Source organism: Pseudomonas sp. P97.38, from assembly GCF_001269745.1.
Lineage (GTDB): Bacteria > Pseudomonadota > Gammaproteobacteria > Pseudomonadales > Pseudomonadaceae > Aquipseudomonas > Aquipseudomonas chlororaphis_E.
Window position 1 is genome coordinate 119092 of the sequence record NZ_LHVJ01000012.1, and the last position, 24077, is coordinate 143168.

The following is a 24077-nucleotide window of genomic DNA, read 5'->3' on the forward strand; positions in this document are numbered from 1 at the left end:
CGCCACAGGGAGCCCCTAATACAGGCCGTTCATCAGGTCGCGTACCCTAGTAGTAACACATACAAATGGACGCTGGATTTCCGGGATAGCGATCTCACCGGCTTGCCCCATTTGAACAGGGTTTCGATCGTGTGCTGGTTGAGAGAGTATTTCTGCGACGCCATGTGAAAGCTCTTTTAGAGCTGGCCGGAAAACGCTTTCTTGCTGAGCGCTTCAAACATAGGCTCACCAGAAAATTTAGTGAATGCAGCTTTTACACCCATTACTCGAACAACCAACTCACCAAATTTCTTTTGAAGAGAATAAGCTGGCAATATAACCGGAACACTATTACATACCGTTTTATTCATGTATGGAACAGTTGTATTAGACGCCATCTTTACCATGTAGTCTTTTTGAAATGACAATGCATACATAATGAAAGCAGGCACCACACTCTCAGAAGGTAAGAAGGCATGCAGCTGTTGATTGACAACCATATCCTCGCCAGCGACGGAGACCACTCCAAGATCGCCAACGCAAGTCATGACCACTGAGTTCTTAGGCACTACCCTGGCGCGCACCTCGGATATCTCACCTTCTGTCAGCCCCATAAATTGCGCTGACTTTAAAGTTACACCCAAGTGAGATATCTCACTAGTAGTTATCCATGGCACACTACCGGTAAAAGATTTAGGCTTGTCACGACCTGGAACAATATAACCGCATACATCCCCGATTTTTTTTACCTCCCACCCATTCAGATTAGTCACTGGATCACCAAACATATCCAGAAACACGGCGCGGAGAAATTCGTTCGTGAGGTGGATGGCTTGCTGGCGCTTGCGGCGGATGGCATCGGCTTTGTCGAGGATGGCGGCAATACGTTTTTGTTCGGATAAAGGGGGGAGGGGGATTTCAAAGTCCTCCACGATTTTCTTTGATACTTCTTTGAAGGTCGCCCCATTACCAAGGGTCTTTAATCTTTCCGAATTCGCTTTCATGCAGTAATACAGGTAAAGGCCGTCAACATCAGGGCCTGGAATCAAGCTCTTAAACCCTTGATTAGTGCACATATCTCTTCCAGCAATCGCGATATTTCCTATCGGCGCACGAGAGGTAACTAATACACTTCCCTTAGGAAGCATACGGGTAGCACTATTTTCATATCCCGCTTCCGAAATATACTCAGGAGCATCTTCAAGGATCGGGCCATCTAGATTGGAAACGTCCTTCGGTGTAATCCAAGGAAAATCTGGCGAGGCCCAGTATTTCGGTATGTCTCGCTTAGGCGTAGCTCCTCCAACCACTTCACAGCAATCCTTAAGCTTTACACTTACCCAACTCACAGCATCCCCCCCAGCTCATTCAAACCCGTCATAATTTCGCTTTCCAGCGCTTTGAGCTTATGTAGGATCACCTTTGGATCATCGTACTGCTCTTCCTGACGCACCATTTCTTTGTAACGGTTGATAGATAGATCGTATTTTTTTGAAGCAATGACTTGGGCATCAACGACAAAAGCCCTTTTAGTTTTATCACCAAAAACAGTGTTGATGGTGCTTGCACTGATATTGGCTTCTACCAATTGACGATAGTGCTTCCATTTAGCGATGGCGTCCGGCAGGTCGTTACTGCCTTCACCGCTCAGCTCGGTGCGTCTGTCATCTAGCGAGTAGCCATCCGCCTGCAAGTCATAAAACCACACCCGCTCAGTTGTGCCGCCCTTAGTAAACATCAGGATGGAAGTGGTGACACCGGCATAGGGTTTGAACACACCGCTGGGCAGACTAATAATGCCTTCAAGCTGGTTGTTGTCGATCAGCTCCTGGCGCAGTTGCTGGTGGGCCTTGCTTGAACCAAACAGCACGCCATCCGGGACGATCACGGCAGCACGACCACCAAGCTTGAGCGCGCGCAAGATGTGTGCGACAAAAAGCAGTTCTGTTTTCTTGGTTTGTACCAGCCCCAGCACATCGGGATTGGTGTTTTTCACATCCAAGCTGCCCTTGAACGGCGGATTGGCGAGGATGACATCGAAAAAGCTCTCTTCCTGCTGTGGGTAGTGCTCCTTGATCGACTTGCTCAAACAGTCCTGGTACAGGATGTTGGCGCCGTTTACCCCGTGCAGCATCATGTTCATGCTGGAAACCCGCAGCATGGTGGTGTCAAAGTCAAAGCCCCAGAACATCTGCTTGTTGAGGTGATCGCGGTAGGGTTCGAGCAGGTCGCCGCTGTAGTGCTCATTACCGTCTTCGTCCTTGAAGATACCGGCCTCACTGGAATGTACCCGGTTGAGGTATTCCATGGTGCGTGCGAGAAAGCCGGCGGTGCCGCAGGCCGGATCGCAGATCACATCAGTCGGTTGCGGGTCAATCATCTTGATCATGGCGTCGATGATATGACGGGGTGTACGGAACTGACCGTTGATGCCGGCGGTGCTCAGTTTACTAAGCAGGTACTCATAGATGTCTCCCTTGACGTCGCTTTGCGTGAGGGGCAACTCATCAACCATGGCAACAGCCGAGACCAGCACCGATTCGTTCTTGATCTCCAGATCGGCGTCCTGCATGTATTCGCCGATATGACCCAGCGCTTCCAGTGCACTGCCATCCTGGCCCAGCCCATCGGCGGAATCGGACTTTTTCCCCAATTTGGAAAAGTATGGATAGACGCTCTGCTTGATGTGCTTGTGCAGCTCCTTGCCGCTGAGGTTCTTGAAGTTTTTCCAACGCAGCAGTTGCCCTTCAGGAGTGTTGGGAAACAGTCGATCGAAGCCCTTGCCGCTGCGGTTGGCCTTGCGCTCGGCCACTTCTTCCTGCATGTCGAGCATACGGGCAAACATCAGGTAGCTAATCTGCTCGATAACGGTCAGAGGGTTGGTGATACCGCCCGTCCAGAACTTTTCCCAGAGTTTGTCGATATCGTTACGGATTTTGCCAGTCAACATCAGATGTTCTCGACTTCTAATTCAGTAATGGTTTCAATCAGGGCATCTTCAGATTCAGTGCCACTGCAGTCGGCGCCTTGCGCTGGGTCTACTGGGATAAAGTCGATCTCCAGCGCGGCTTTATCGGCAAAATAGCTGGGCAGCTCGGCCTTGATTGCCGGGGCAAGGTTCTTGAACTCACCCACCTGCTTGACTAGGTTGCCCTTGCCACTGACCAGTTGCCCTTCGGCCTTGGTGTAGGCCTCTGTCGCGGTATCCAGACCTTTCTTGATTCTCTCGAAGCTACCCAGAAAGGTGTTGAGCTTATTGAATACGGCCTCGGCTTTGTTGGCCAACGCTGCGGTATGCTTGTTCTGGTCTTCGTAGCGCCACAACTGCCGCACGATATTTAGGCTAGTCAGCAAGGTGGTCGGGGTTGCTACCAGTACATGGTTTTCAATGGCTTGCTGGAACAAGGCTTCGTCGGCCTTTAATGCCTCCACAAAGGCGGATTCAATGGGGATAAACATGAACACCATGTCCGGCGACTTCAGGCCCGGCAGCTTATAGTAGTTACGGTCGGCCAGCTCCTTGATCCGACTGCCCACCGCGTGCACATGCTCTTTGAGGGCGAGGGCACGTTCGGCTTCGTCCAAGGCATTGACATAGCGTGTATAGGCGTTGAGGGAGACCTTGGCATCAATGATCAGATGCTTGCCCTGCGGCAAATAGACGATAGCGTCGGGCCGCTGGTTTCCCTCTTCGGTCTTGAAGCTCACCTCTCGCTGATAGTCCTTGCCCAACACTAGGCCGGAACGATCCAGCACGTTCTCGAGTATCAGTTCGCCCCAATTACCCTGCAGCTTTTTCTGGCCACGCAAGGCAGTGGAAAGCTCGTGTGCTTCGGTGGTGATTTGCTGATTGAGCACCTTGAGAGACTCAAGTTCTTTGCGTAGCTCGCCCTGCTGAGTGGTTTCGCGGTGGTGGATCTCTTGCACCTCCTTCTTGAAGCTATCAATAGATTGCTGGAAGGGGCTCATTACAGAGCTCAAGGTGAGCTTGCTGCTTTCTTGCAATGACTTGGCTTTGGCCTCCAGAATCTCATTGGACAGCAGCTTGAACTGTTCCGCGAGACTGGCTTTTTGCTGTTCGAAGCTAGCTACCTCACGAACATGGCTGGCATCGCGCTCGTCCAACTCTGTATTGAGCTTGGTGTACTGGCTATGGAGCTGTGTCAAACGTTCCTGTAGCGCATCATGTTTTTCAGCTGCAGCACCCAGTGCTGATTTTCGCTCCTGCAGTTGCTCGCGCGCCTCTTTCTCGCCCGCTTCGAAGGTCTTGGCTTTTTTACCTTCCTGTGCCAGTTCTTCCTTCAGATCACTGACAGCCTTGCGCTCCTCCTGCACCGCAGATTCAGCCTGCCCGAGGCGATCACGCAGCTCCGATACTTGTTCTTTCAAAGCCCGAATATCGACCTGCGCGTTTTCATTTAGCTTTTCAGCCATATGACGCTGCTGAATGGCTTGTTCCAGTTTCTGAGCCAATGCGTCCAAATCTGCAGTACGGCCGATCAACTCCGCAGATAACCGATCTGCTGTCGCCTTCGCAGAACTTAGCTGCTCCTGCACGCGACTTTCCGCTACCTGCTGTTGGTGATTAAGCAACTCTGCCCCCTTGAGCTGTGCTTGAGTTTCAAGCTGCTCAGAAGTAACTTTCTCGAGCGCCTGCTGACTCTGCTTAAAACGGGCCGAGAGCTCGGTCACATTACGCCCTTGCCGCAAGCCCGCGAGCAGATAGGCGATAGTGGCGCTAGCAATCATTGCGATCACACAGATTGCTATGATGTCGGGGGTCCATTGACTGGCTGGCATGGTCACTCCTGTGGATTGGCAGGCGGGGCATAGGCCCGCAGGAAGGGTTTAAGCACCAAGATCAATTCGTTTGCATCACTAGGGGCAAAAACGCCGTCGATACCCTCATGGGAGATGCTATCGAACGGCGGCTCATAGAGCTTGTCCACTACGATGGAGCCATGTTGGGCGATGTAGTTTTTCAACAGATTCATGAAGCGCACCTGCTGGGCGGTGAGGCCGGGATGAGCATGCAAAAAACTCTGGAAGTGCAGCTCGATCGCCTGAGGATCCAAACCTATGATTTCACGCACTGTCAGGTGCAGCTGATCTGCTGTACGCCCATAGAAATCATTGAGCAGATCCAGGCTTACGCCGGGATGACTGGTCAGGATGGTGGAAGTCAGAGTTTTCAGCTCGGACTCGGCAATCGGCTCGCCCTTGTGGATTTTCTGCAGTGTCGGGTTGGCCGCTAGCATCGCGGCGAGAATGTCCTTGAAACGCCGACGATAAATCATCATCTCATTGGCACCTGCGAACGTAACCTCCCGTTCCTTGACCTGCAGGCCCGTATCACCGGCTCTGGTGGCTGGCATGGCGTAGCTTCCTCCCCCACCACCCGCTTGGCGATACTTCATGATGCCGCGCAACTCCTTGCGCGCGCTTTCCAACTTTTCGATACTCGAATGCTGCCAGAAGTGAGCACTGCGTACTTCGGCAATCACCGCGTCCTTCTGCCGTACGGCCTGAATGTTGACCGCGAGCTTGTCCAGCTCGGCCAGCAGCTGATCACGTCCATCCTCGAAGCCACTGGCCTGCTCTACCAAGCTGCGCTCAATACCAGCCATGAGTTTGTCCAGTGCAGTCGCATGTTTGTCTCGCAGCACACGAGCCGACATCAGTGGCGCGATGGTGTTGGCCAGCAGGTGCTGGGTTTTCGCATTCAGTGTCTGCAGCAGGTTGGTTTGCTGCAGCTGGTGGACTATCCGCAGCTCCCGTCTGACGGCAACGCTGGTATCAGGCAGATCGTTGATATCCGCCCGCAGCAACTCGATCGCGGCATCGAAGGCCGAGGCATGATTATGCTTCAGCGCCACCTGCGCCAGCTCCAGACGCGCCTCGAAGGTAGTCTGCAACAGGGATTTTCCGCCGGTGTCCTCGGGTTCCTGATACTGCTGTTCAAAGAAGTCAAAGTTGCCGTAGTGATCAAAGATAAAGAACTCGGTCTTATCTTTGTCGGGGCCGAATAGGTTCAGACGCAGACGGGTACCGCGGCCGATCATCTGCCAGAACTTGACCCAGGACTTGACCGGTTTGGCAAACACCAGGTTGACCACTTCGGGCACGTCGATGCCGGTATCCAGCATGTCCACCGAGATGGCGATGCGGAAATCGTTGTCGGGCTTCTTGAACTCCTTGATCAGGCTGTCCACATGGGGAATGGCATTGTGGATGACCTTGCAGACCTTGGTGCCGAACTGTGGGTACAGCTTGCAGAACAGCTTTTCCAGGTGTTCCGCATGGTCTTGGCGCTGGGCAAAAATGATGGTTTTGCCAACCAGAGAGCCGGTTTCATCCTTGATGCCGTTGTTGAGCAGGTTTTCCAGAATGATGCGATCAGTGTCTTCGCTGAAGATCTTGCGACCGATGTCCTTGCCTGCGATGGTGGTGTTTTTGGCCTCTTCTTCCCCTAAGTCCTCTTCCAGCTGACGCTTCTGCTCCTCTGACAGATCGTTATAGTGGATGCCATCACGCAGGAAGTCGGTGGTGAGGTCCTTGACCCGGAAAGGTACCAGGTAGGGCGGCTCATTATTGGTGGCGGCATCCAGACCAAACTCGAAGGTCGGGTCGGTGGTTTCGCAATCGAAAATGTCGAAGGTGTTGCGGCTGAGAAACTTCACTGGTGTAGCGGTCAGCCCCACCTGCAGGGCATCGAAGTAATCGAACAGATCGCGGTACTTGTTATAGATACTACGGTGGCTCTCGTCGGCGATGATGAGGTCGAAAAAGCCCACGTCCAGCTGGGTGAAGCGGTTCATCATGCCCGGATAGGTGGCGATGTAGATACGCGCGGTCTGATCGACCTTGTTGGTTTCCCCGATCACGCAGCGCGGTTCGCTGGGCAGGTTCTGTTTGAAGGCCTCGTCAGCCTGAATACGCAGCTCCTTGCGGTCACACAAGAACAGCACGCGTTTGGCCCATCCGGTGCGCAGCAGCAGTTCACCCAAGGCGATGGCAACACGGGTTTTTCCGGTGCCTGTGGCTTGAATGATCAGTGCCTTGCGGCGCTGCTTCTGAAAGTGCGCGGCCACGGTCTTGATCGCCTCAATCTGATAGGGGCGATCGGCAATGCTGAGCTCGGGGTTGAACTTCTCCGGTTCAGCGGCACGGTAATGGCGCTGATAGATTAGGTAGTCCAGGCTGTCCTTGCTGTAGAAGCCGTAGACCGGGCGGTAGGTGTTGTACTGACGGTCATCCCAGATGAAGGTTTCGTAGCCGTTGCTGTAGAAAATGACCGGGCGCTGGTAGCCCATCAATTCGAAGCCGTCAGCATACAGGCGCGCTTGCTCACGGCCAGCCTGCAGGCTGACGTTACCGGACTTCTTGGCTTCGATAACGGCCAACGGCTGTCCGTTATCGCCCCAGAGAACATAATCCGCCTTGCCCTTGCCGGAGGGGTTGTCTGGGAAGGTCACTTCCACTTCATGTCCGACTTGCGCTGGGTTTTGGATATCCCAACCGGCTTGCAGAAGCATGGCATCGATCAGCAGGGCACGAGTTTTGGCTTCGCTCCACTGCAAGCTGTCGGCCACCTGCTGGCTTTCCTGCTGGCGCTTGCGCTGGTCGGGCCTGGCTGGCGGTTCGAGCTTGTCACTGTTCTTGGTGCGTGCGGACTCTAACTGCTCTATGACCCGCTGCAGTTCCTCCTGCTGCTTCTGAAGCTCTTTTTCGTAGCTGGAGACGGATTGTTGCAGCTGATTGAGAGCGGCCGTAGGATCCTTGACCTCGATAAGGGCCGCTATGGCGTCCTTTTGTTTGCCGTAATACTTGATGGCCATGTACATGGCCAGCTGATGAGCGGTGTTCAAGGCCAATTGGGCGTTGCGCAACTCGCCCTCGGCGCCGTGAGCAGCGTCGTTGCCTTGAATGCGCAGGTAGTTGATTTGATTGACTAGCGACTTATCGACGCAATCTACAAATACCGGGTTTTTGACCAGCTCATAGAAACTGGACTGCGGCAGCCGTGGCAGCAATTCCTCCTTGTAGATGGATTTGGTCATCTCTTCGGCGAAGCTGCGTAGCCTCGTTAGCGCACTGCCCGGATCGATGAAAAGTACGGCCTCGGCCAAGCCACCCAGATTGGCCAGCAACTCGTTGCCGGGACGAAGGAACTCGAAATTGACTGATTTCATATATGCGATTCTGTTCATACCGGTGATATAGCGAAGGCCGTGCCAGGTTCTACTCAATCCCGTACTTTTCTATCCAGTTGCTCAGCGTCTGTTGGCTTTTCAAGCCCAAGAGAGCGGCCGCCCGGGTTTTGTTCTGGCCCGTAACGGCCAGTGCTCCACGCACGTAATGACTGGCAACACTAGAAATTATCTCTTGTATATCAATGCCTTGAGATACATCCATAGACATTACATCAGCGTCCTGCTGCGGTACCTTGAACAAGGCCTGATCTATATCGGCCTTGGTAATGAGCTCGCCCTGACACCAGAGTGCAGCACGCAATAGAGTGGCTTGTAGCTCCCTAACATTGCCACGCCAAGAGTGCCTGAGAATAAGATTCTTTGCTTCGGAAGAAATTTTCTTATGCTTGAGGCTGACATCCTGGCTGCCGATGCCAGCAAGCAACGTATCGGCAAGTAGCAACAGATCTCCCTCCCTTTCTCGCAGTGGTGGCAAGTGCAAAACACCAACCGCCACCCGATAGAACAGATCCTCTCGGAAGTGTCCCAGTGCTACCTCCACCATCAGGTTTCGGTGGGTGGCTGTAATCAAGCGCACATCGACTGCTTGCTCCTGACTGCCACCTACAGGGGTGAAGGTTCCCTCTTGCAGTACCCGCAACAAGCGGACTTGCACATCTGGCTTCAACTCACCAAATTCGTCGAGGAACAGTGTTCCACCGTGAGCCTGCTGAAATACCCCTGCTCTATCTGCCACAGCACCGGTGAAAGCACCTTTTTTGTGACCGAATAACACCGAATCAACCAATTCGGGCGGTATAGCACCGCAGTTAACTGTAATGAAGGGGCCTGCTGCTCGCGGCCCCGCATTGTGAATTGCCCTGGCAAACAGCTCCTTGCCGGTTCCGGTTTCACCATAGATGAGTACTGGCACACGTTTTTCAGCAAGAATGTGAGCTTGGGCCTTAAGCGCCAGCATCCGTTCACTCTGAGCAATGATGCTGTCGAATGCGGCATCAACAGGCACTTCCTGGTCAGCCAGTTTTGCCAGCCTGATACTGCTAATTGCATTGGCTGCAGGCACATACTCGACAGCGATTTCAAAGGGGATATCTACCTGCTGAACACCCTGCTCAAGCGAGGACTGATAAAAAGCGGCCGGATAACGGGTTTTACCCAGGAGAATCCATACAGCCTGCATGGCAGGTGTGCCAGGGCTCAGCAATATTGATAGATGAACACCCGCTTCCGTAAGGCGCTGCAAGTGCCTGTAGGCAGCCTGATAAATCTCACCGAAATGTACGGGGGAGGACAAATGCTCGTAATGCGCATTGACTGGGACATCGACCTGATCGCCAAGCCAGGCAAGGAAGGGATCAACACGCTCAGTGGGGTAGGAGCAAAGAAGCTCAACCGCATCAAAGGCTGCGGTACGCAGTGTAGACAGAATAGGCCCCAACTCCCCACCCGCCACAGCCTTTAGGTCATTGCCACCAATCCAGCAGACCAAGACCTTTTGCTTACTTGCTACCATCCCTGTCCTCCAAAAAGTCCTGCAACCAGCGAGAGCGCAGCATGCAGCATTAAGAAAGGCGGGGATATTCACGATCTCCGCAAGCTACTGCTCTCAAGGGTATCGCGCGGCTACTTGTATTGCTGCCGGCTATCACCGCCGAATGCTAAATCAGTTGTCTTTATACTTAAAAAGTGGCCATTTGACACCTGGACCAATGAACCATCGCAGTCTGCATGCTCGTCCGATCACCTTACCGCTAGACTGAAAACGCTTAGACTAGAGGCCATTACCTGGGGCGGTTCCAGGTGAAAAGGCAAGTGTAAGCTGGCCCACACCGATTGAAATTAACGCACCTCCGTGGCGACTCCCAATGTGGAAACATCCTGCAGCGCGCCCGACGGATTTGGATAAGACGGACAGCAGCCTCAACGGCTGACTAACCAGCAGTGAAAAACATCGCTCAGCTGAACCAGTGGTGGGTCAGATCACGCACTGAGATGTTCCCGCATGACAGAGAACAGGTGATCGACAATCTGCCCTGCCGAAAGGTCAGAAGCCGCTCGTGGTTTAGCGGTGTAGTGAGGGGTCAAATTTCGATAGAAGATCTCACTCAGCCACTTGTGCTCCATCCGCTCTCTGGCAGGCATGCAGGGCGCAGTCCAGGACAGCAACAGACACAGAAGCACCTTTTCTCGAAGGATGCCACGTGCGACATGATCGCTGGACTTTGCCAGTGCAGAAAACAGCTTCTGTAGAAAGCAGGACAGGTGAAAAAACTCGTCTTCGCCAACAGGATGCCCAACTCCCATCGAAACATTCACTTGGCAATTGAGTTTCGGTCTCGACTCACTGGCAGTTAGCGTTAACCTTGTCGGGTCCAGCAAACAGCTTTCAGCTACGTCGAGAATATCGGCTTGCACGTCTTCGACAACAAAAGCGAAACCTTCGCGACCGTACTCATCAAACGTCGCTTGGCTCTCGTAGATGATGATGCTCCTGGCCGCCAGCAGCTCATGAGACGCGTCATGCAATTCCACTTTAACGCCGAATCCAAGCCCTTCTAGGCGATTCAATGTTGGTAAAATAACGTCTATCAGGTGTGATCGGTAGTCTCGATTAGTTCGACCTTGATGGTTGAAAAACACCCCCTCCACTTCCTTGATGCCCCACAAGATATGACGCAATGAGGTGCTAGCTTCCCCATACCAGTCACGCAGGCGTCTTGAAAAGTCATCAGCCACTATCGGCTCCTTGGTCGTAGGGCTCTCTACTGTCGAGGACTTGACAGCCAACTCAGCTTCCAAGCGTTTTATTGCCCGCCGGTAAGTTCTGACTGAGGCTTGTTGCTCTTTCTCCCGACCGAAAATGCCCTGCGCAAAGTCATAACCATCAGTGAGGCTACTGAGTCGGGTTTGCCCTGGGACGTGATATTCGAATCGGGCAATCGGCAACCGGATGCCTTTACCAATAACTTGATCGCACCAGCTTGCGAAGGTCGGATCGTCCTCGTCAGCCAGACTCGGTAGCCTCTTGATAATGCGCTCAAGCACAGTCTCATCCAGCTCAGAACAGTTGTCAGCAGGTTATAGCGGGCCAGAATAGCCAGTTGGGCTGCCCTGATTTGCTTTTCGCGATCCATTGTCTGTACTCCTTAGCCTTCTACAGAGCAGGACGCTCAGGTATCTGGTTGCGCCCGCCATTTGTTGGCGAGAATGCCAGCAGGCAAGGCAAAGTGCCATGACCGCTTTGCACTGAAGGCTGGGGGATTTCATTCCCAATCCTGACCTGTGATCTCAACAAGTATCGGCATTACTGCGACTCATGGCAGATCTGAGTAGCGATTGCTGGCACCCGCGGGTCTCGCATCGTGCCATACAGCACACTCGACAGAGACGAGGCGATTGGCCGTCAGATGAATGTGAAGGGATGTGGTGGCCAGGGCATTAGAGAAGAACCCGCTGGTGGTGGAAAAAATGCGGTCGACAGTGCTGCAGTTGTCAGGCCGATTCAGCCGCTCGTTTTTCCAGCTCCTGTTTCATCTCGATGTATTCACGGAAGAACTCGTAGCCTTTCTTCGCGACGACGATGACGCCAACAATTGCGAACAGATCTTTCATGGTGCGGACTCTCGGAGTTACAGATCTCAGTGGCTTGGGTCGATGAAAGCCATCGTTTTGCCTATTGATGAAACAAGCATGAGGGGCCTTCGCGACAGAGAGTGTCGTGATCGGTTGAGCCGACAGTTTTCGCTGAGAACTGCATCCTGGGCCTGAGCGCCATTCCGGATGCGGTGTTCAGAGCGAGGTTGTTGAGTAACCAGATGCATCCTGCAGGGTTTACTCGGTTTCGTATTTACTGGCGAGGCTCCTGAGCAACACGTTATTCATGTGCTTGGAATGTGTGCATATAGCGCCGGCTTCCCAAGGCTCTGTTTCCATCATCAGATACTGCTTAACACTGTCGATGGTGTTGTTCTTATAAAACTCTTTCTTCGCCGCGGGCATGAAATTACTCAGGCGGGAGTTCTTGTCATGGTTGATCAGGCAGAGATTGCCGAACGAATTCAGCGTGCCAGCGTCGAGCTGAACTTGTCCGTCTAATGGATGCTGCGGGTAGTAATGCTCTACCGAACTACGGAAGGTGAATTCATAGGATTTAACCGGCTCGCTTGCGCCGTGCTCAAGCCAAAGCAGGTAGTCCAGAAAGTTGAACACCAGGTTGTTTTCGATGTTGCCAAACGTCAATCTGGACTCAAATTTCTCCGCCGTAATGCTTTCGCGACGTGTCTGACATCCACCCTTGTTCTGATAGATGATCGCGTAGTAATCCAGGCCTGCCTCTGGAGCGAGAAAACGGTCAAAGACAAACGCCTTGGCGACCGACTCCATTTGCTGAAGATAAGCTTGAGGGTCAATCTGATCAGCATGAAACAGGTGATGCAGCGCCGCATTCAGCCAGTGTTTGTAGACCAGCGTTGGCGTAGAAACATGAAATGCCGACAGCAGCATCAGAATGCGACGGTTGATGCCTTCATTACCGTCCTCTTCGCCGAAGGTATTCACATAACTTCCTCGACCAGCGCGGCTGCGCTCACCGCCCTCATTCCACTTGAAGCGTTTGAGGCTCCAGCCATCAGCGCCCTTGATGAACTCGCGCTTGATTACATACTGGTCAAACAGATACTTGCAGCGCAGCAGGCTGAAGGTAAAACGCTTTACCGCGGCCACTGGGTCGGGTTGTTTTAATACGTACTCTTCAAAGGTGTCGAGCAGGCGCTTGTCATCCAGAGGGATGTCCCCTTGGATATCGACGCGCAGCACATGCAACAGGAAGTTCGGGAAGTTGATAATCGTGTTGAAACGCTCTGGCGAGTCCTCACTTGGCTCACCCTGCTTCGCAGCGACCGGTGCCTCGGCAATGATCTGGTCAAGGGTCAAGCGAGTGTCCTGCTGGGCAGCCACCTCTTGCGTACTGTGCAACGCAGCCCGAAGCGAATCGAAGTCAGCGAGTTCAAACCGTCCCCAGCTCTTTTCGCCAAAAATGCTGCCACGCTGACCAGGCGTGAAGCCCATTTGCACATAGCGCTCCATGTTGGCACAGGCTTCCCACACTGCGTGCAAGCAACTCTGACTCCGCTCGCAGCCCTGCAACTTCTCCATCATCCGCGCCTTCAGCACTTCGTGCTTTTCCAGCTGCTCACCGCGGTTGTTCATAATCTCGAAGTAATGGTTCAGGTCCGTATCAGCCGGCACCTTAACCCGCATGATTTGTACGAAGTCAAACAAGTAGTCGGCGAATTGCTGAGGCGAAATCCCCTTCTCCTTCAGTTTCTGAGGCAATATTTTCTGGATCAGCCGATAGCCATTGAGGATGCCGATATTGATCTGCCTCTCGACCAATACCTCGGCAGGATCGTCGTTGAACTTCCCCTCGAAAATGGCCGCAAAGGTCGCGCGCGAATGTTCGCGGCTGTCAAAGTGAATGCTCAAAGTCGAATACCAGGCGAGATCCACCAACCGGGTGTTTTTCAGATACGACGTCAACAACGACAGGGTCGTCAGCCGCTGTTGGCCGTCAATGGTTTCAAACACCGGGGTTTTGCTATCCGGGCGCTCATACACCACCAGAGTGCCAATGTAGTAATTGCGCGCTTTATCAGAGGTCAATGGCAGGTAGTCGATCACGTCCTGAATCAGCTGAGTGATCTCACCCTCCTCCCAGGCGTAATTACGCTGATACATCGGGATAACATACTCAACGCTACCGCTCAACAGCGCCTTGATGGAAAGCTGGCTGATTTCATTACTCATAATATTTCATCGCCTTGAACAGAGCCTCGATCTCACCGGTCCTGGTTGACTTCGTACCGCTCATCACCGCCAGGCTGCAGTTGATAAAGTCGGCAGGACGTGTGGCGTCCTTGATCAGCCTGAACAGATTGTTCTCCAGCACGTGGTTATCCATGCTTGCGAGCTGCACTACCTGCATCTTCAGACGCAGGCTATAGGCCCAGACGAAAACCTTTTCGATGGCGCGGGAGATATCCGCGTGACCAAACTTGTCGATGTAATAGATCAACAGGCAATCGAACATCGCCCGTACATAACAATCGCCGGTTCGGGTTCTTGCCGGGTAAGTCTTGAGAGTATCCATGATAGTTTTCGCATAGCCATCGAGCCCTTCAGCCCCCACCAGTTCATGCCCGTTCCAGGACTCGGCGCTGATCCGCGCCACTTTGCTCTGGTAGTGGCTGATCAGCTCAAAAAAGCGCCGACCATTGATGATGAGCTGGTCCAGATGGAAGGGAAAACCGAGCTCGCGCGAGTCGATCTTGCGCTCGTACTGCCCGTTGTAGTTATCGACAAAATGGTGGGCGATGCGCAGTTGCTCCACATAGGGATAGCTCGCCACCGTGTCGATGTTCACGCCCTTGAACAAGTCGCTGTCATCTTTGCTGAAGTAACGAGCCGAAACCCCTTTCGACCAGTTGCGGATGCGGTACAGGTACTGGGAGAACAGTGTGGCCAACTCCTTGGAGTCGCTGTTCTCCCAACGCGCTACAGTTGCCGCCTTCAATGGCTCGTCATGCGGGCCGAACTCACGCAGATGATAAGCCTTGAGCAAATCATGGGGCTCCAGGTCCCGGCCCCGCGCATTCTGCGAGTCGAAGAATTGGAAGGCTTCCGACACATCGTTCAAGGCCACGGCCACGACCTGGCACTTGTTCAGGAAGAAGTCGATATGCACCTCGGTGAAGTCCGCACGGGAAACGATGCGGGCCACCTCAAGGTAATTGCTGTGGATATTCTTCTGCGAGATCTCGCTGCTAAAGCTTGGGTTCACCATCGCTTGCTCAAGTTTAAGCAGGCGCTCTTGCAGGTCTTTGCGTTCGAGCTTTTTTTCTTTGTTACGCTGAATCAACGCACGGGCCGCCAGCAGCAGGCTGACAGTCCGCTGCTGGCCGTCGACGATGTTCCTTGTCCCACCCTCTTGATGAAAAACGATAGTGCCCAAGCGGTAGGCGGACTTGTCCTTGTGGATGGCGATATCGGAGAACAGTTGGTTGATATTCTTCCCGGTCCACTTGTAGGGACGCTGGTACTGGGGAACATCCAGCGCAGAATCCATAAGCAGTTCATAGACACTGACGATCTTGCTGGATAGTTCAGTGGGTTGCGGCAGGTGAATCGCTTCCGTGCTCAGATTGGTCATAGCAGTCGGGTTCTTCCGGTTAGGAGTTCTTGCATCATGCCTTGCTCAGGAGAGCGGGTTAAGGTGGGCGGCAGACTCGGATGCTGCGCACAGTAAGCCGCTGAGTTTTCGGCGCCAATACTGGACGTGTGCACAGGTAAGCAATCCGCTCACAGGTTGTACCAGGAAAGCGCCACTTGGCTGGTTTTTGCCTATTTGCAAACCCGAGCAGGAACTTACCTGTACTTATATTTGACATATCGCCAAGCAACGTTTTCCTGCAAGTCGGGCTCAGCGTGTTTTCAGCAGCGCCTCAAAGTCCGAAGCCTGAATATCCGAAGCCCCACTCAACATGTCCCGCGCCAACGCCCTCCGCTTACTCAGCAACTCATCGAGTGTCGCTTCGAACGTCGGCATCTGCGCATCACGAACCGTCGGGTAGTACACATAAACATCCTTCTCCTGCCCAATCCGATAAGCCCTGTCAGTTGCTTGATCTTCCTTGGCCGGGTTCCAGCAACGGGTGAAGTGAATGACGTGGTTGGCTGCCTGCACGTTCACCCCAAACCCGACAGCGATGGTCGACAGAATGATGACTGCGAATCCCGGCAGCTCCTGGAATTGGTCGATCAGCCGCTGTCGGCTATTCGCACTCTGGCTGCTGGTACTGGTATCGCCGTTGATGACGGTTGCCCGAAACCCGAAATGCTCCTGGATCGAGTGCTGCAACTCCCGCTGAATATCACGCAACTCGGTAAAGACAATGACCTTGTCGCCACTTCCAGCTCTTTTGATCGACTCAAGGGTCTGCATCAACCATTGCAGCTTCGGCGAGTTGTCGCGCAATCGCTTGTCTGGCTGAACGCTGTAAGGATGAGCACAAATGAGCTTGAGCTTGTGCAGCAACCCGAGCATGCCGGAGGTCTTTTGATCGAGCTGTTCTTCGATCTGCTGTTTCTGGCTGTAGGCGGATATTTCCGACAGGTACAGATTGCGCTGCAAGGCGTGCATGCTCAAAGAACGGCACGCCGAGTCTTCAATTTTGGCAGGCAGGTCTTTGACAATGTCTTGCTTGGTACGCCGCAAAGTCTGCGGATCGATGAGCCCTCTAAGGCGCTCCAGGGCAACCGTATCGCGCTCCAATGCGGCTTCGATTGGGCGCTGATACTCGCGACCGAACTGGTTTAAACCACCGAGAAAGCCTGGCTGAATGAAGTCGAAGAGACACCAGAGATCTATCAGGGTGTTTTCGACAGGCGTACCGGTGCACGCCACTCGAAATCTCGCAGGAATGGCTTTAATCGCCTGAGTCACCAGTGCCGCGGGGTTCTTCAGCTTCTGTGCTTCATCGCACACGACGATTGACCACTGCTGGCGCGCCAGGGAAAACTCCTGATCGCGAAGTGTCTCGTAAGTCGTCAGGACGATTCGGGCGCCGCCCATCCAACCTGGGCGCAGCAAATTCTTGATGCCTTTTGCTTTCAAGTCAGCAGGGATTTCTTCCTTCTTGAACTTCACTGCACTCAAGGCTGAGCCATACAGCTTCAACACTGGTAGCGCATCAGCGAAGAAGAACCGATGAAGCTCACGCTCCCAGTTATCAAGCAACGAAACTGGGGCGACGATAAGTGTCGGTTTGTCTTGTGGATATTTTTCCAGGTACCAGACAAGGAAGGTGAGCAACTGGATCGTTTTCCCAAGCCCCATGTCATCAGCGAGCAAGCAACCTGACACGTCCGCGGGGGACAAGCGGAACAAATGCTGCAACCACGCGACGCCTTGAAGCTGGTGCTCGCGCAACACGACCTCAGGCTTGAGCAAGCTGGGCAACTCTGGCGTTGCGTCCAAAGCGCCGCGTAATGCTGCCTGGCGTATCTGAACGTAGGTCGGCTCGTCGATATTGTGGCCGATTTGCAGTACGGCGCGGCCAACCTTTTCCAGCGGCTGGACCAGGCAGGTCTCGACAGGGGCGATCTTCTTTGACCAGGCATCAAAAAGTTGCTCGGCAGCGGCAATCGAGAGCGGTGTTTCGGACTCTGGCAAACAGACCGTTTCATCACCAGCAGCGCGAGCTTCGTCCAGTCGCTGCTCAAACGCTTCAAATTGAGCTCGGTCGGAAGGATCCCAACGCCCAAGGATTTCTGCGTCAATGCCCAGTGCCGCCACATCCTTCGGCAACCAGTTCTCGGTCGCCTCTTTGACGAGGAAAGGCGAAGTAATACTTTCCGCTTCCCCGATGCCAGTCACACGGTCGCCGTAAAGAGACAGGTCCAGGACTGAGTCGAACTCAATACCGGCCGCTTCGTTTTGCCAACGCTTAAGCAGGTCGCTGATACCTGCCAACTGGCGCAAATCAAAATCGCTGAGTTCCAGCTCATAGCCCTGCCAGAAACCAGCTGGCATTCCAGCGGCCAACTTCAGTTGCAGTTCATGCACGAACGGCGCGAGCTCATAGGCCGCTTTGAATTCAACTTCGATGGGCGCTTGCGGCGTTGGCGAGATCGGTTCGAGCGTAAGATTTACCTGCTCGATGCGCTGTCCCGCTTCATCCAGTTTGGGCTCCAGATGAAAGCGATGAAAGAAAATCCCAGCCTCGGCCAGGTCGTCTTCATAAGTCTCGGCATCCAACACTTGCGCGGCACTTTCGCCGAGTGCGCTGTAAGGGTTGCGGACGAAAGAAAGAGCATCGTCGCCAGCGACCCGACGCCCGGGCAACGAGCGCACGTAGTCCAATACAGATTTGACTTCGGGATCAATCAGGACGTGTGTCAGCGATCCATCATCACCAGTCACCCGATATCGATCCTGAACCTGATTGGCACCGTCGAAACTTTCAAGCCAGTTTGCCGGCTGGCCTTCGAAGCTTGGTTCCAGCTCGATAACAGGCGTATTACCTACTGTCGATTTTCGCGGGTTGAGTCGCAAGCTTTCAGGTTTGATAACGACGGTCTTATCCAAGAAGCCATCCATACCGGCACCAGCCTTACGCGCCAACTTCCTGATGCTAGCCCAGCCAATCTGGTTAGTTACTTCACCCGGTTCATTTTGCTGATCCAGATAAAGTTGCCGTACCGCACCGGTCAGTTTCCACGATGACTCAGACAGAATTTCCATTGTTTCGTAGTACTGGACGATGGCCCCCGTACGCTGTACCTGCACATTTGCATTGGACTGCGGGTCACGCCATCCACTGACGGAGACTTTGAAGTCGTCGGAGGCAAGACTGCCCTGGCTGCTCAGTTGAGGGATGAGAGTTGTCTGTGGCGGTAACCCCAATAGCGGCAGACTTGTTAAGTGCTCTGGCTCATCTAGAAGCCGATATAGCTCATCCCACGTCAGCAGCCAGCGATCGCTGAGTTGGGAGACGAACTCCTCTTCTTCCAGCTGATCCAGATAGCTCGCCAGCGGCCAGGACTCTGCGTTATCCGCCAAGCTCAAGGGATAGCAAATGCCCTGCTCCTCGATGGAAAAAACAGGCTCAGTATTTTCTACCGGCGAATTCGGATGCAGGCCAATGCCTTTGAGGAAACGCTTGAGCATTACTGCCTCCAGAACCGGAGTGGCTGTTGATTGACGGGTTTGAAGCCTAGGCGTTGGAGCGCAGCAACGGCGGCTTGATCGTTGTCATCAAGCTGGACCTGAAACGCACCGCCGCGCGCGCGCTGGTCGTAGACTTTGTGTTTGACCGACTTCAGGGCGTTACGGACTTGGTCTTCAAAAGGCAATGGTTTGGCTGAACCTGGAGCTCCGGCCTGACTTTGAATGCGTATGCCCAATTTTTCGAGCTTGTCATCGAACTTGCTCAGCCAACCCTCGATGCGGTCCGGACGGCCAGGCGCAGGTGAATGGGGCATCCACTCTATTGTTCGATGGCGCTGCTTAAGTTCTTTGGTGAGTTCAAGCTGGGACTTGTCTGGGTTAAACGGCGAATCCTCCGCCTTGTACACAAAGCAGGCATTACCCGTTCCCGAAAACTCCACGAAAAAGTAGCCCCCAAGCTGCATCACCACAGCATTGTTGTGCCCAGGACCGCCTACCAGCTTGCTCAAGCGCCCTTTGTTCTTCTCACGAAAATGGACGAAGTCCCGCCCACTGTCATGCCAGGCATCCGAACCCATGACGATTCGGGTGTAGCTCATTTGGTTGGCAAATCTTAACCAGTAATACAGACGCGACTGATCAACCTCGGAGTCTCCCTTCAACAGGTTGAAGAAGTGCTCAAGATCTTCCTTCGCGAACCACGCAACGACCATTGCACAGACATCTTTTTCAACGTACTGCAGCCAGCTGTTTTGTCTGGAACGGATCTGAGGGCTGCCCCAGTTGTCGAGGGCGACCTGTTTGAGCAGCGACGACGGTTTCTCTCGATACGCTGCCAAGTGATAACGCGACAGGCATGCACTCAGAATGTCGTTCATGTACCGCGGATGCTGCCGGCCGATGTCGACAAGGTCGGCTAAGCGCTGAGAAAACTCGGCGTCATCCAACATAAAAATACGAGAGATAAGTACGTTAAAGATCCTTCGCCACAGCCAACTGCTGTCAGGGATCTGCGCAATCGTCTGCAATGCCGAAAGGTCGCTGATCTCTCCCTTGAACATCTGGTCACCCAGCCTGGCACCTGCCTGCTCGGAGAAAAGCTCCTGATGCTGCTGGACGATGTGAACCCATTCCTTCTCGCGTTTTTGCTGACCTCTGACGCAATCGAAGCCGAGCTGAACGTCTGCCCGCAACACACACCAATTGGCGTTCTGATCAGGCGTGGCGGCCTCGTACCCAAAGTAGCTAAAGCACAGCGCCAACCAATCGCGGCGGCTAAGCTTTCGTTTTTCGATACGGTGATAGATTTCTTTGTGCACTCGGTCAAAGAGCTGGTCATCGTCCAGTATCGGCCCGACTCGCTCACTCTTGTCCGAGAGGCCGGCGAAAACCAAGCGCCATTCTGAGGCGTTGAGTGGGAGTACATTGCGGAATTTGCTTATCGCAGCGCGGCGCTTTTCCTGAGGTGGCGGCAAAGCCTTTTCAGCGCGCTCGAATCTTTCGTAAAGATCAATTCCCGCAGCACCCAGACGGGGGAATCGCGCCAACGGTTCAGGCGCCGGCCCCGTTCGATGCGCGGAAAGACTCAGGTTGATAGCGGCGGAAAGCCTCGCGATTGGGCTGGTCATCGGTTCATCGCCAACTGACACTTTTCCATATCAGTGTTGTTGAAAACCGGAACCTCTGGCTTGAGGTTGTCTTCCTTTTCCTTCGAGCCAAAGAACTGCATGCGCAACTCCACTCGCCGGCTTTCTTCCTTAGTGTCCTTTGCATTATTGAAAGACACACCGCCCGCCAGGAAAATCGATCTGATTTGCTGTTGGTGCTCCGCCGACAATCCGACTTGGAGCGGGCTGCGGCTATCGAGCAGACTACACATCACCCACTCTGAACGCTGCAGTGAAAGGTGCAGGTTATAAAGATAAGAGCCGTCGGTGTCTGTCGATCCCTCGATCACAACCTGTTTGAACCATTTTCGGCCTTCTTCACTGTTAGCCGCGTCCAGAATCATCGGCACAACCTCCTGAAGTGCCGACTGGCCATCGTTGCTCAGCGCGTACTGGTTATGCCCAAATCGGCCAGCATCGCCGAAGCTAATCCGGTTGTCCTTACAGTCCACAACGATGGTTTTACTGGCAGTCTTCGCCTTAAGGCTCAGGTGCTCGCAGATCTGACTGATGTCCCTATTACGTTGCTTCTCTCCTTGCTCCGCTTGGTTAATACGCTGCGTCACAGAACTCAATGCCGCCACCATGACCACGAGAAATAGAATCATCATCGCAGTCATCAAATCAGCGAAGGAGATCCAGAACGGCTTCTCTCCCTCGTCTTTTGAACGGACAACCGAAGGCATTTGCTTACCAAACATCGACTAGCCTCCGTTACTGCCTGATTCGTTCCATGATGTCGCCGAAGTCTTCGAGACTTTCCTTGACCCCTTCTACACCGCCAGCGAGGCTCTTGACTGCTTTATCGAGCTCGGCATCCAGACTACCCAGCGTTTGTCTCAAGGACCGATCCATGCCATCACCGAACTCTTTAAAGCCGTTACCCAGCACACCACTGATGTTTTCCAGGTATTCATAAACTTCACGGTTAAGCGCCTGCATTCGCTCGCTTTGAATCTTCAGGTCCTGGAGATACTGGCTGCGGCCGCTGGCCTCCCCTTGTGCGCTTGCGACAACCCCTTCGATGACCGCGAGAGTTTTCGCCAGCGCTTCACGATTGTTTCGATAGTCCGCAACCACGGTGTTCAACTCACGTGATGCCTGTGCAAGCTCAGTACCTGCACCCTGGACTGTGCCCATCAGCCCCGCAGTCGACTCACTGGCACGCGCAACGCTTTGTCCGGCCGTTTCAAACCGCTCAGCCGCCGCCCGCATCTTGTCTGCGCCTAGCTGCATGCTCTGCAAATGTTGCTCTGTTTGGGCACTCAATGCCTTAACGGTGTCCTGTGCAGATTTCTGTTGCTCTGACACTGTTTGCAGCAACGCCTTGACCTGTTCGTCAAGACCGCCCACCAAGTCACGGGTGCCTTGATGCAGGTCAGCCTGTGCAGCGCGGGTGGTTTGATCCATCTGCTGCTGGCCGTGCTCCAATTGCTTGAAGACTGCCGAGAGTTGCTCACCCAGCACCTCAACGGAGCCCGCAATTTTCGCCATGGTTTCCTGTTGACCTTGGCCGATGTTCTGCTTGATCGACTCAACAAAAGCCTGGAGATTCTCAGCCATTGCCTGTTGGCGAGCCTCGCTTTGAGCAAACAACTTCTCCAACTGCTCGGCCATTCGAGCACCTGCCCCCTCCCCTTCGTTGCCGATACGGGCAACCGAAGCCTGGAGATTGGCGAGCATCTCGTTCATCCCCGCCTGCATGGCGTTCTGTCCGGCCTGCATATCGGAGAGTAACTGAGCGATCATAGTCGAGCTGTTTTGGGTCGAGGACTCGCTAGCCGAACGCATATCTTGGATCAGCGTCGAAAAGCCTTGCTGCATCGACTGCATGGCGGCAACGGACTGACCCATCAGTTCGTGTAGACCGTTGAACTGTTGGCCGAACGTACCTTCCAGCTTGTTCATGAAGGCAACTAGAACATCCTGAAGAAGGTTCTGTACTTGCCCTGACTGGTCGCCACTGGCGGCCTGAACCGCACCCGCGATAGCTTCAAGGGGGGATTTGAGACTGTTCTCAATCGCACTGCTTACCTGATCGGCCAACAACTGCCCAGAGTCACGGTAAGTCGTTGACAAGGTATCCGCTAATTTGAGGCTTTCGCGGACTTGGGTATCAACGAGGTTCTGCAGCATTTCCCGCAGATCGGTTACCAGGCTGTCCTTGAGCTGACGGGTTTGCACGGAGCTTTCAGCACTCGAGCGCACAAGCTCCGCTAGATATTCCTCACCGACACCGCTGTCGAAAAGCCCGTCGATGGTTTCGTTGAACGCTTCAAGGAGCCTGTAGCATTGGCCCAGACGCCACTTTTCAGTAATCGTGACGGCTATAGAGGCCATAATTGAAATAAAGGAGCCGATGAACGCAAACAACACGTCCTTGAGCAGCTTATCGACGCTGGCATTTACCTGCTCAGGGGTGCTTGGATCAAAATGCTGTAGGCCTAGCATCAAGCCGAAGAAGGTTCCGACAATACCGATGCCGGTCAAAATACCAGGCAGGTGTTTATAAAACTCGGTTCCCAGTGGGGTATCAACCACGCTTTGAGGTGAGAAAAAATGCGCGGCTCCGGCGGTGGCGCGCGACCGGACAAGAACCTGTTCGCCTTCTTGAAACTCAAACTGGTCGTGCAGCGTTTCAGCGTATTCGTGCCAAGAGTGCTCCAGCTTGCTTCCATTGAACAGTTGCTCCAATTCAGAGCGCCGTTGAGACGGGGCGAGCGCTTTCACACCGTGCACACGTTTAGTCAGTTTTTTCAGCTGACTGCTAAGTTTGAAGGATGGACAAAAATAACGGACAAAGTACCAAGCGCACAAAATGAAAACGAAGCCAACTACCGTTATTGGCGCGATCAGCTGCTCGGAGCTTGCTGCACCCCATAGATGCAACAGCGTCGAAAAATCCATACTTTCCGCCTTCAATTTAGCAATTTTTTGATGTTCGGGACGCTTGCAACAGCCACATTGATGCGTCAATCGCCAATCCCGTTGGTGATCGATGACAGCACCTTGCTCGGCACGCGTTTTTCAGGGCACAACAAAGTCGGAAAGGAAGGGCGGTAGTTTCACTACGACTGATCAGAACCTTCCGTGGACAAATGTTAGAAAATCATGTCCTTATGCCAGCACCTTAGCCTGAGCCTTGACCGTCGTAAAGCCGGACGCGATCAATGGATCCCTGATCTGAGAGATCCGATAGGCTTATCGAGTGTGCTCCGCCACCACTTGCGAACCATCAGCTCAATACGAGCGACATCTTGAGGAGTTGGAGCTAAAGCGCATTTGCCGTACGCGACAGCAATAAGGCACGCGCCGACTCGCCAGAGCGGGTGAAGGAATGAACCAAGCGCCAGCAATCGCTATCAGTAGCCGTTGGCTCCACTGAAAGGTGAAATCCGAAGTACAGCTGTGGAATTGAATTTTGGTCGACGTAAAGGCAGGAATTTAAGAAGATTCGCGAATGGTATTCCATAAGGTATTCCAATAGAAAAT

12 protein-coding genes are annotated in these 24077 nt (G+C 53.5%); all 12 read right to left on the reverse strand.

Annotated features, from left to right (window positions below):
- Positions 1-176 precede the first annotated feature (176 nt).
- A complete protein-coding gene (locus AD664_RS07605; protein ID WP_083454158.1) occupies positions 177-1328 on the reverse strand; it encodes a restriction endonuclease subunit S in 1152 nt (383 codons plus the stop codon).
- Positions 1325-2929 (reverse strand): class I SAM-dependent DNA methyltransferase, encoded by a 1605-nt coding sequence (locus AD664_RS07610; protein ID WP_053145656.1) that lies wholly within the window; start codon positions 2927-2929, stop codon positions 1325-1327. Before AD664_RS07610 ends, AD664_RS07605 begins: the two co-directional genes overlap by 4 nt.
- Positions 2929-4779 (reverse strand): DNA recombination protein RmuC, encoded by a 1851-nt coding sequence (gene rmuC, locus AD664_RS07615; protein ID WP_053145658.1) that lies wholly within the window; start codon positions 4777-4779, stop codon positions 2929-2931. Before rmuC ends, AD664_RS07610 begins: the two co-directional genes overlap by 1 nt.
- A 2-nt stretch (positions 4780-4781) precedes the next feature.
- Entirely contained in the window at positions 4782-8171 is a 3390-nt protein-coding gene (locus AD664_RS07620) for a DEAD/DEAH box helicase family protein (RefSeq protein WP_053145660.1), read from the reverse strand.
- Positions 8172-8220: 49 nt separating this feature from the next.
- Positions 8221-9705, reverse strand: coding sequence for a sigma-54-dependent Fis family transcriptional regulator (locus AD664_RS07625; RefSeq protein ID WP_053145662.1), 1485 nt, complete (start codon positions 9703-9705; stop codon positions 8221-8223).
- Positions 9706-10172: 467 nt separating this feature from the next.
- Complete coding sequence (locus tag AD664_RS07630; RefSeq protein WP_053145664.1) at positions 10173-11237, reverse strand: hypothetical protein; 1065 nt, start codon at positions 11235-11237, stop codon at positions 10173-10175.
- 786 nt (positions 11238-12023) lie between these two features.
- Positions 12024-13997: a DUF262 domain-containing protein gene (locus AD664_RS07635; RefSeq protein ID WP_053145665.1), complete on the reverse strand. Its 1974-nt coding sequence runs from the start codon at positions 13995-13997 to the stop codon at positions 12024-12026.
- Positions 13990-15399: a DUF262 domain-containing protein gene (locus AD664_RS07640; protein WP_053145667.1), complete on the reverse strand. Its 1410-nt coding sequence runs from the start codon at positions 15397-15399 to the stop codon at positions 13990-13992. The genes AD664_RS07635 and AD664_RS07640 overlap by 8 nt, the downstream gene beginning before the upstream one ends.
- Positions 15400-15669: 270 nt before the next feature.
- Positions 15670-18918 (reverse strand): type I Zorya anti-phage system protein ZorD, encoded by a 3249-nt coding sequence (zorD, locus tag AD664_RS07645; protein ID WP_053145669.1) that lies wholly within the window; start codon positions 18916-18918, stop codon positions 15670-15672.
- Complete coding sequence (gene zorC / locus AD664_RS07650) at positions 18918-20546, reverse strand: type I Zorya anti-phage system protein ZorC (RefSeq protein ID WP_053145671.1); 1629 nt, start codon at positions 20544-20546, stop codon at positions 18918-18920. Before zorC ends, zorD begins: the two co-directional genes overlap by 1 nt.
- Positions 20543-21286 (reverse strand): type I Zorya anti-phage system protein ZorB1, encoded by a 744-nt coding sequence (gene zorB1, locus AD664_RS07655; protein WP_053145673.1) that lies wholly within the window; start codon positions 21284-21286, stop codon positions 20543-20545. Before zorB1 ends, zorC begins: the two co-directional genes overlap by 4 nt.
- Before the next feature lie 13 nt (positions 21287-21299).
- Positions 21300-23492, reverse strand: coding sequence for a type I Zorya anti-phage system protein ZorA1 (gene zorA1 / locus AD664_RS07660; RefSeq protein WP_053145675.1), 2193 nt, complete (start codon positions 23490-23492; stop codon positions 21300-21302).
- Positions 23493-24077 lie beyond the last annotated feature (585 nt).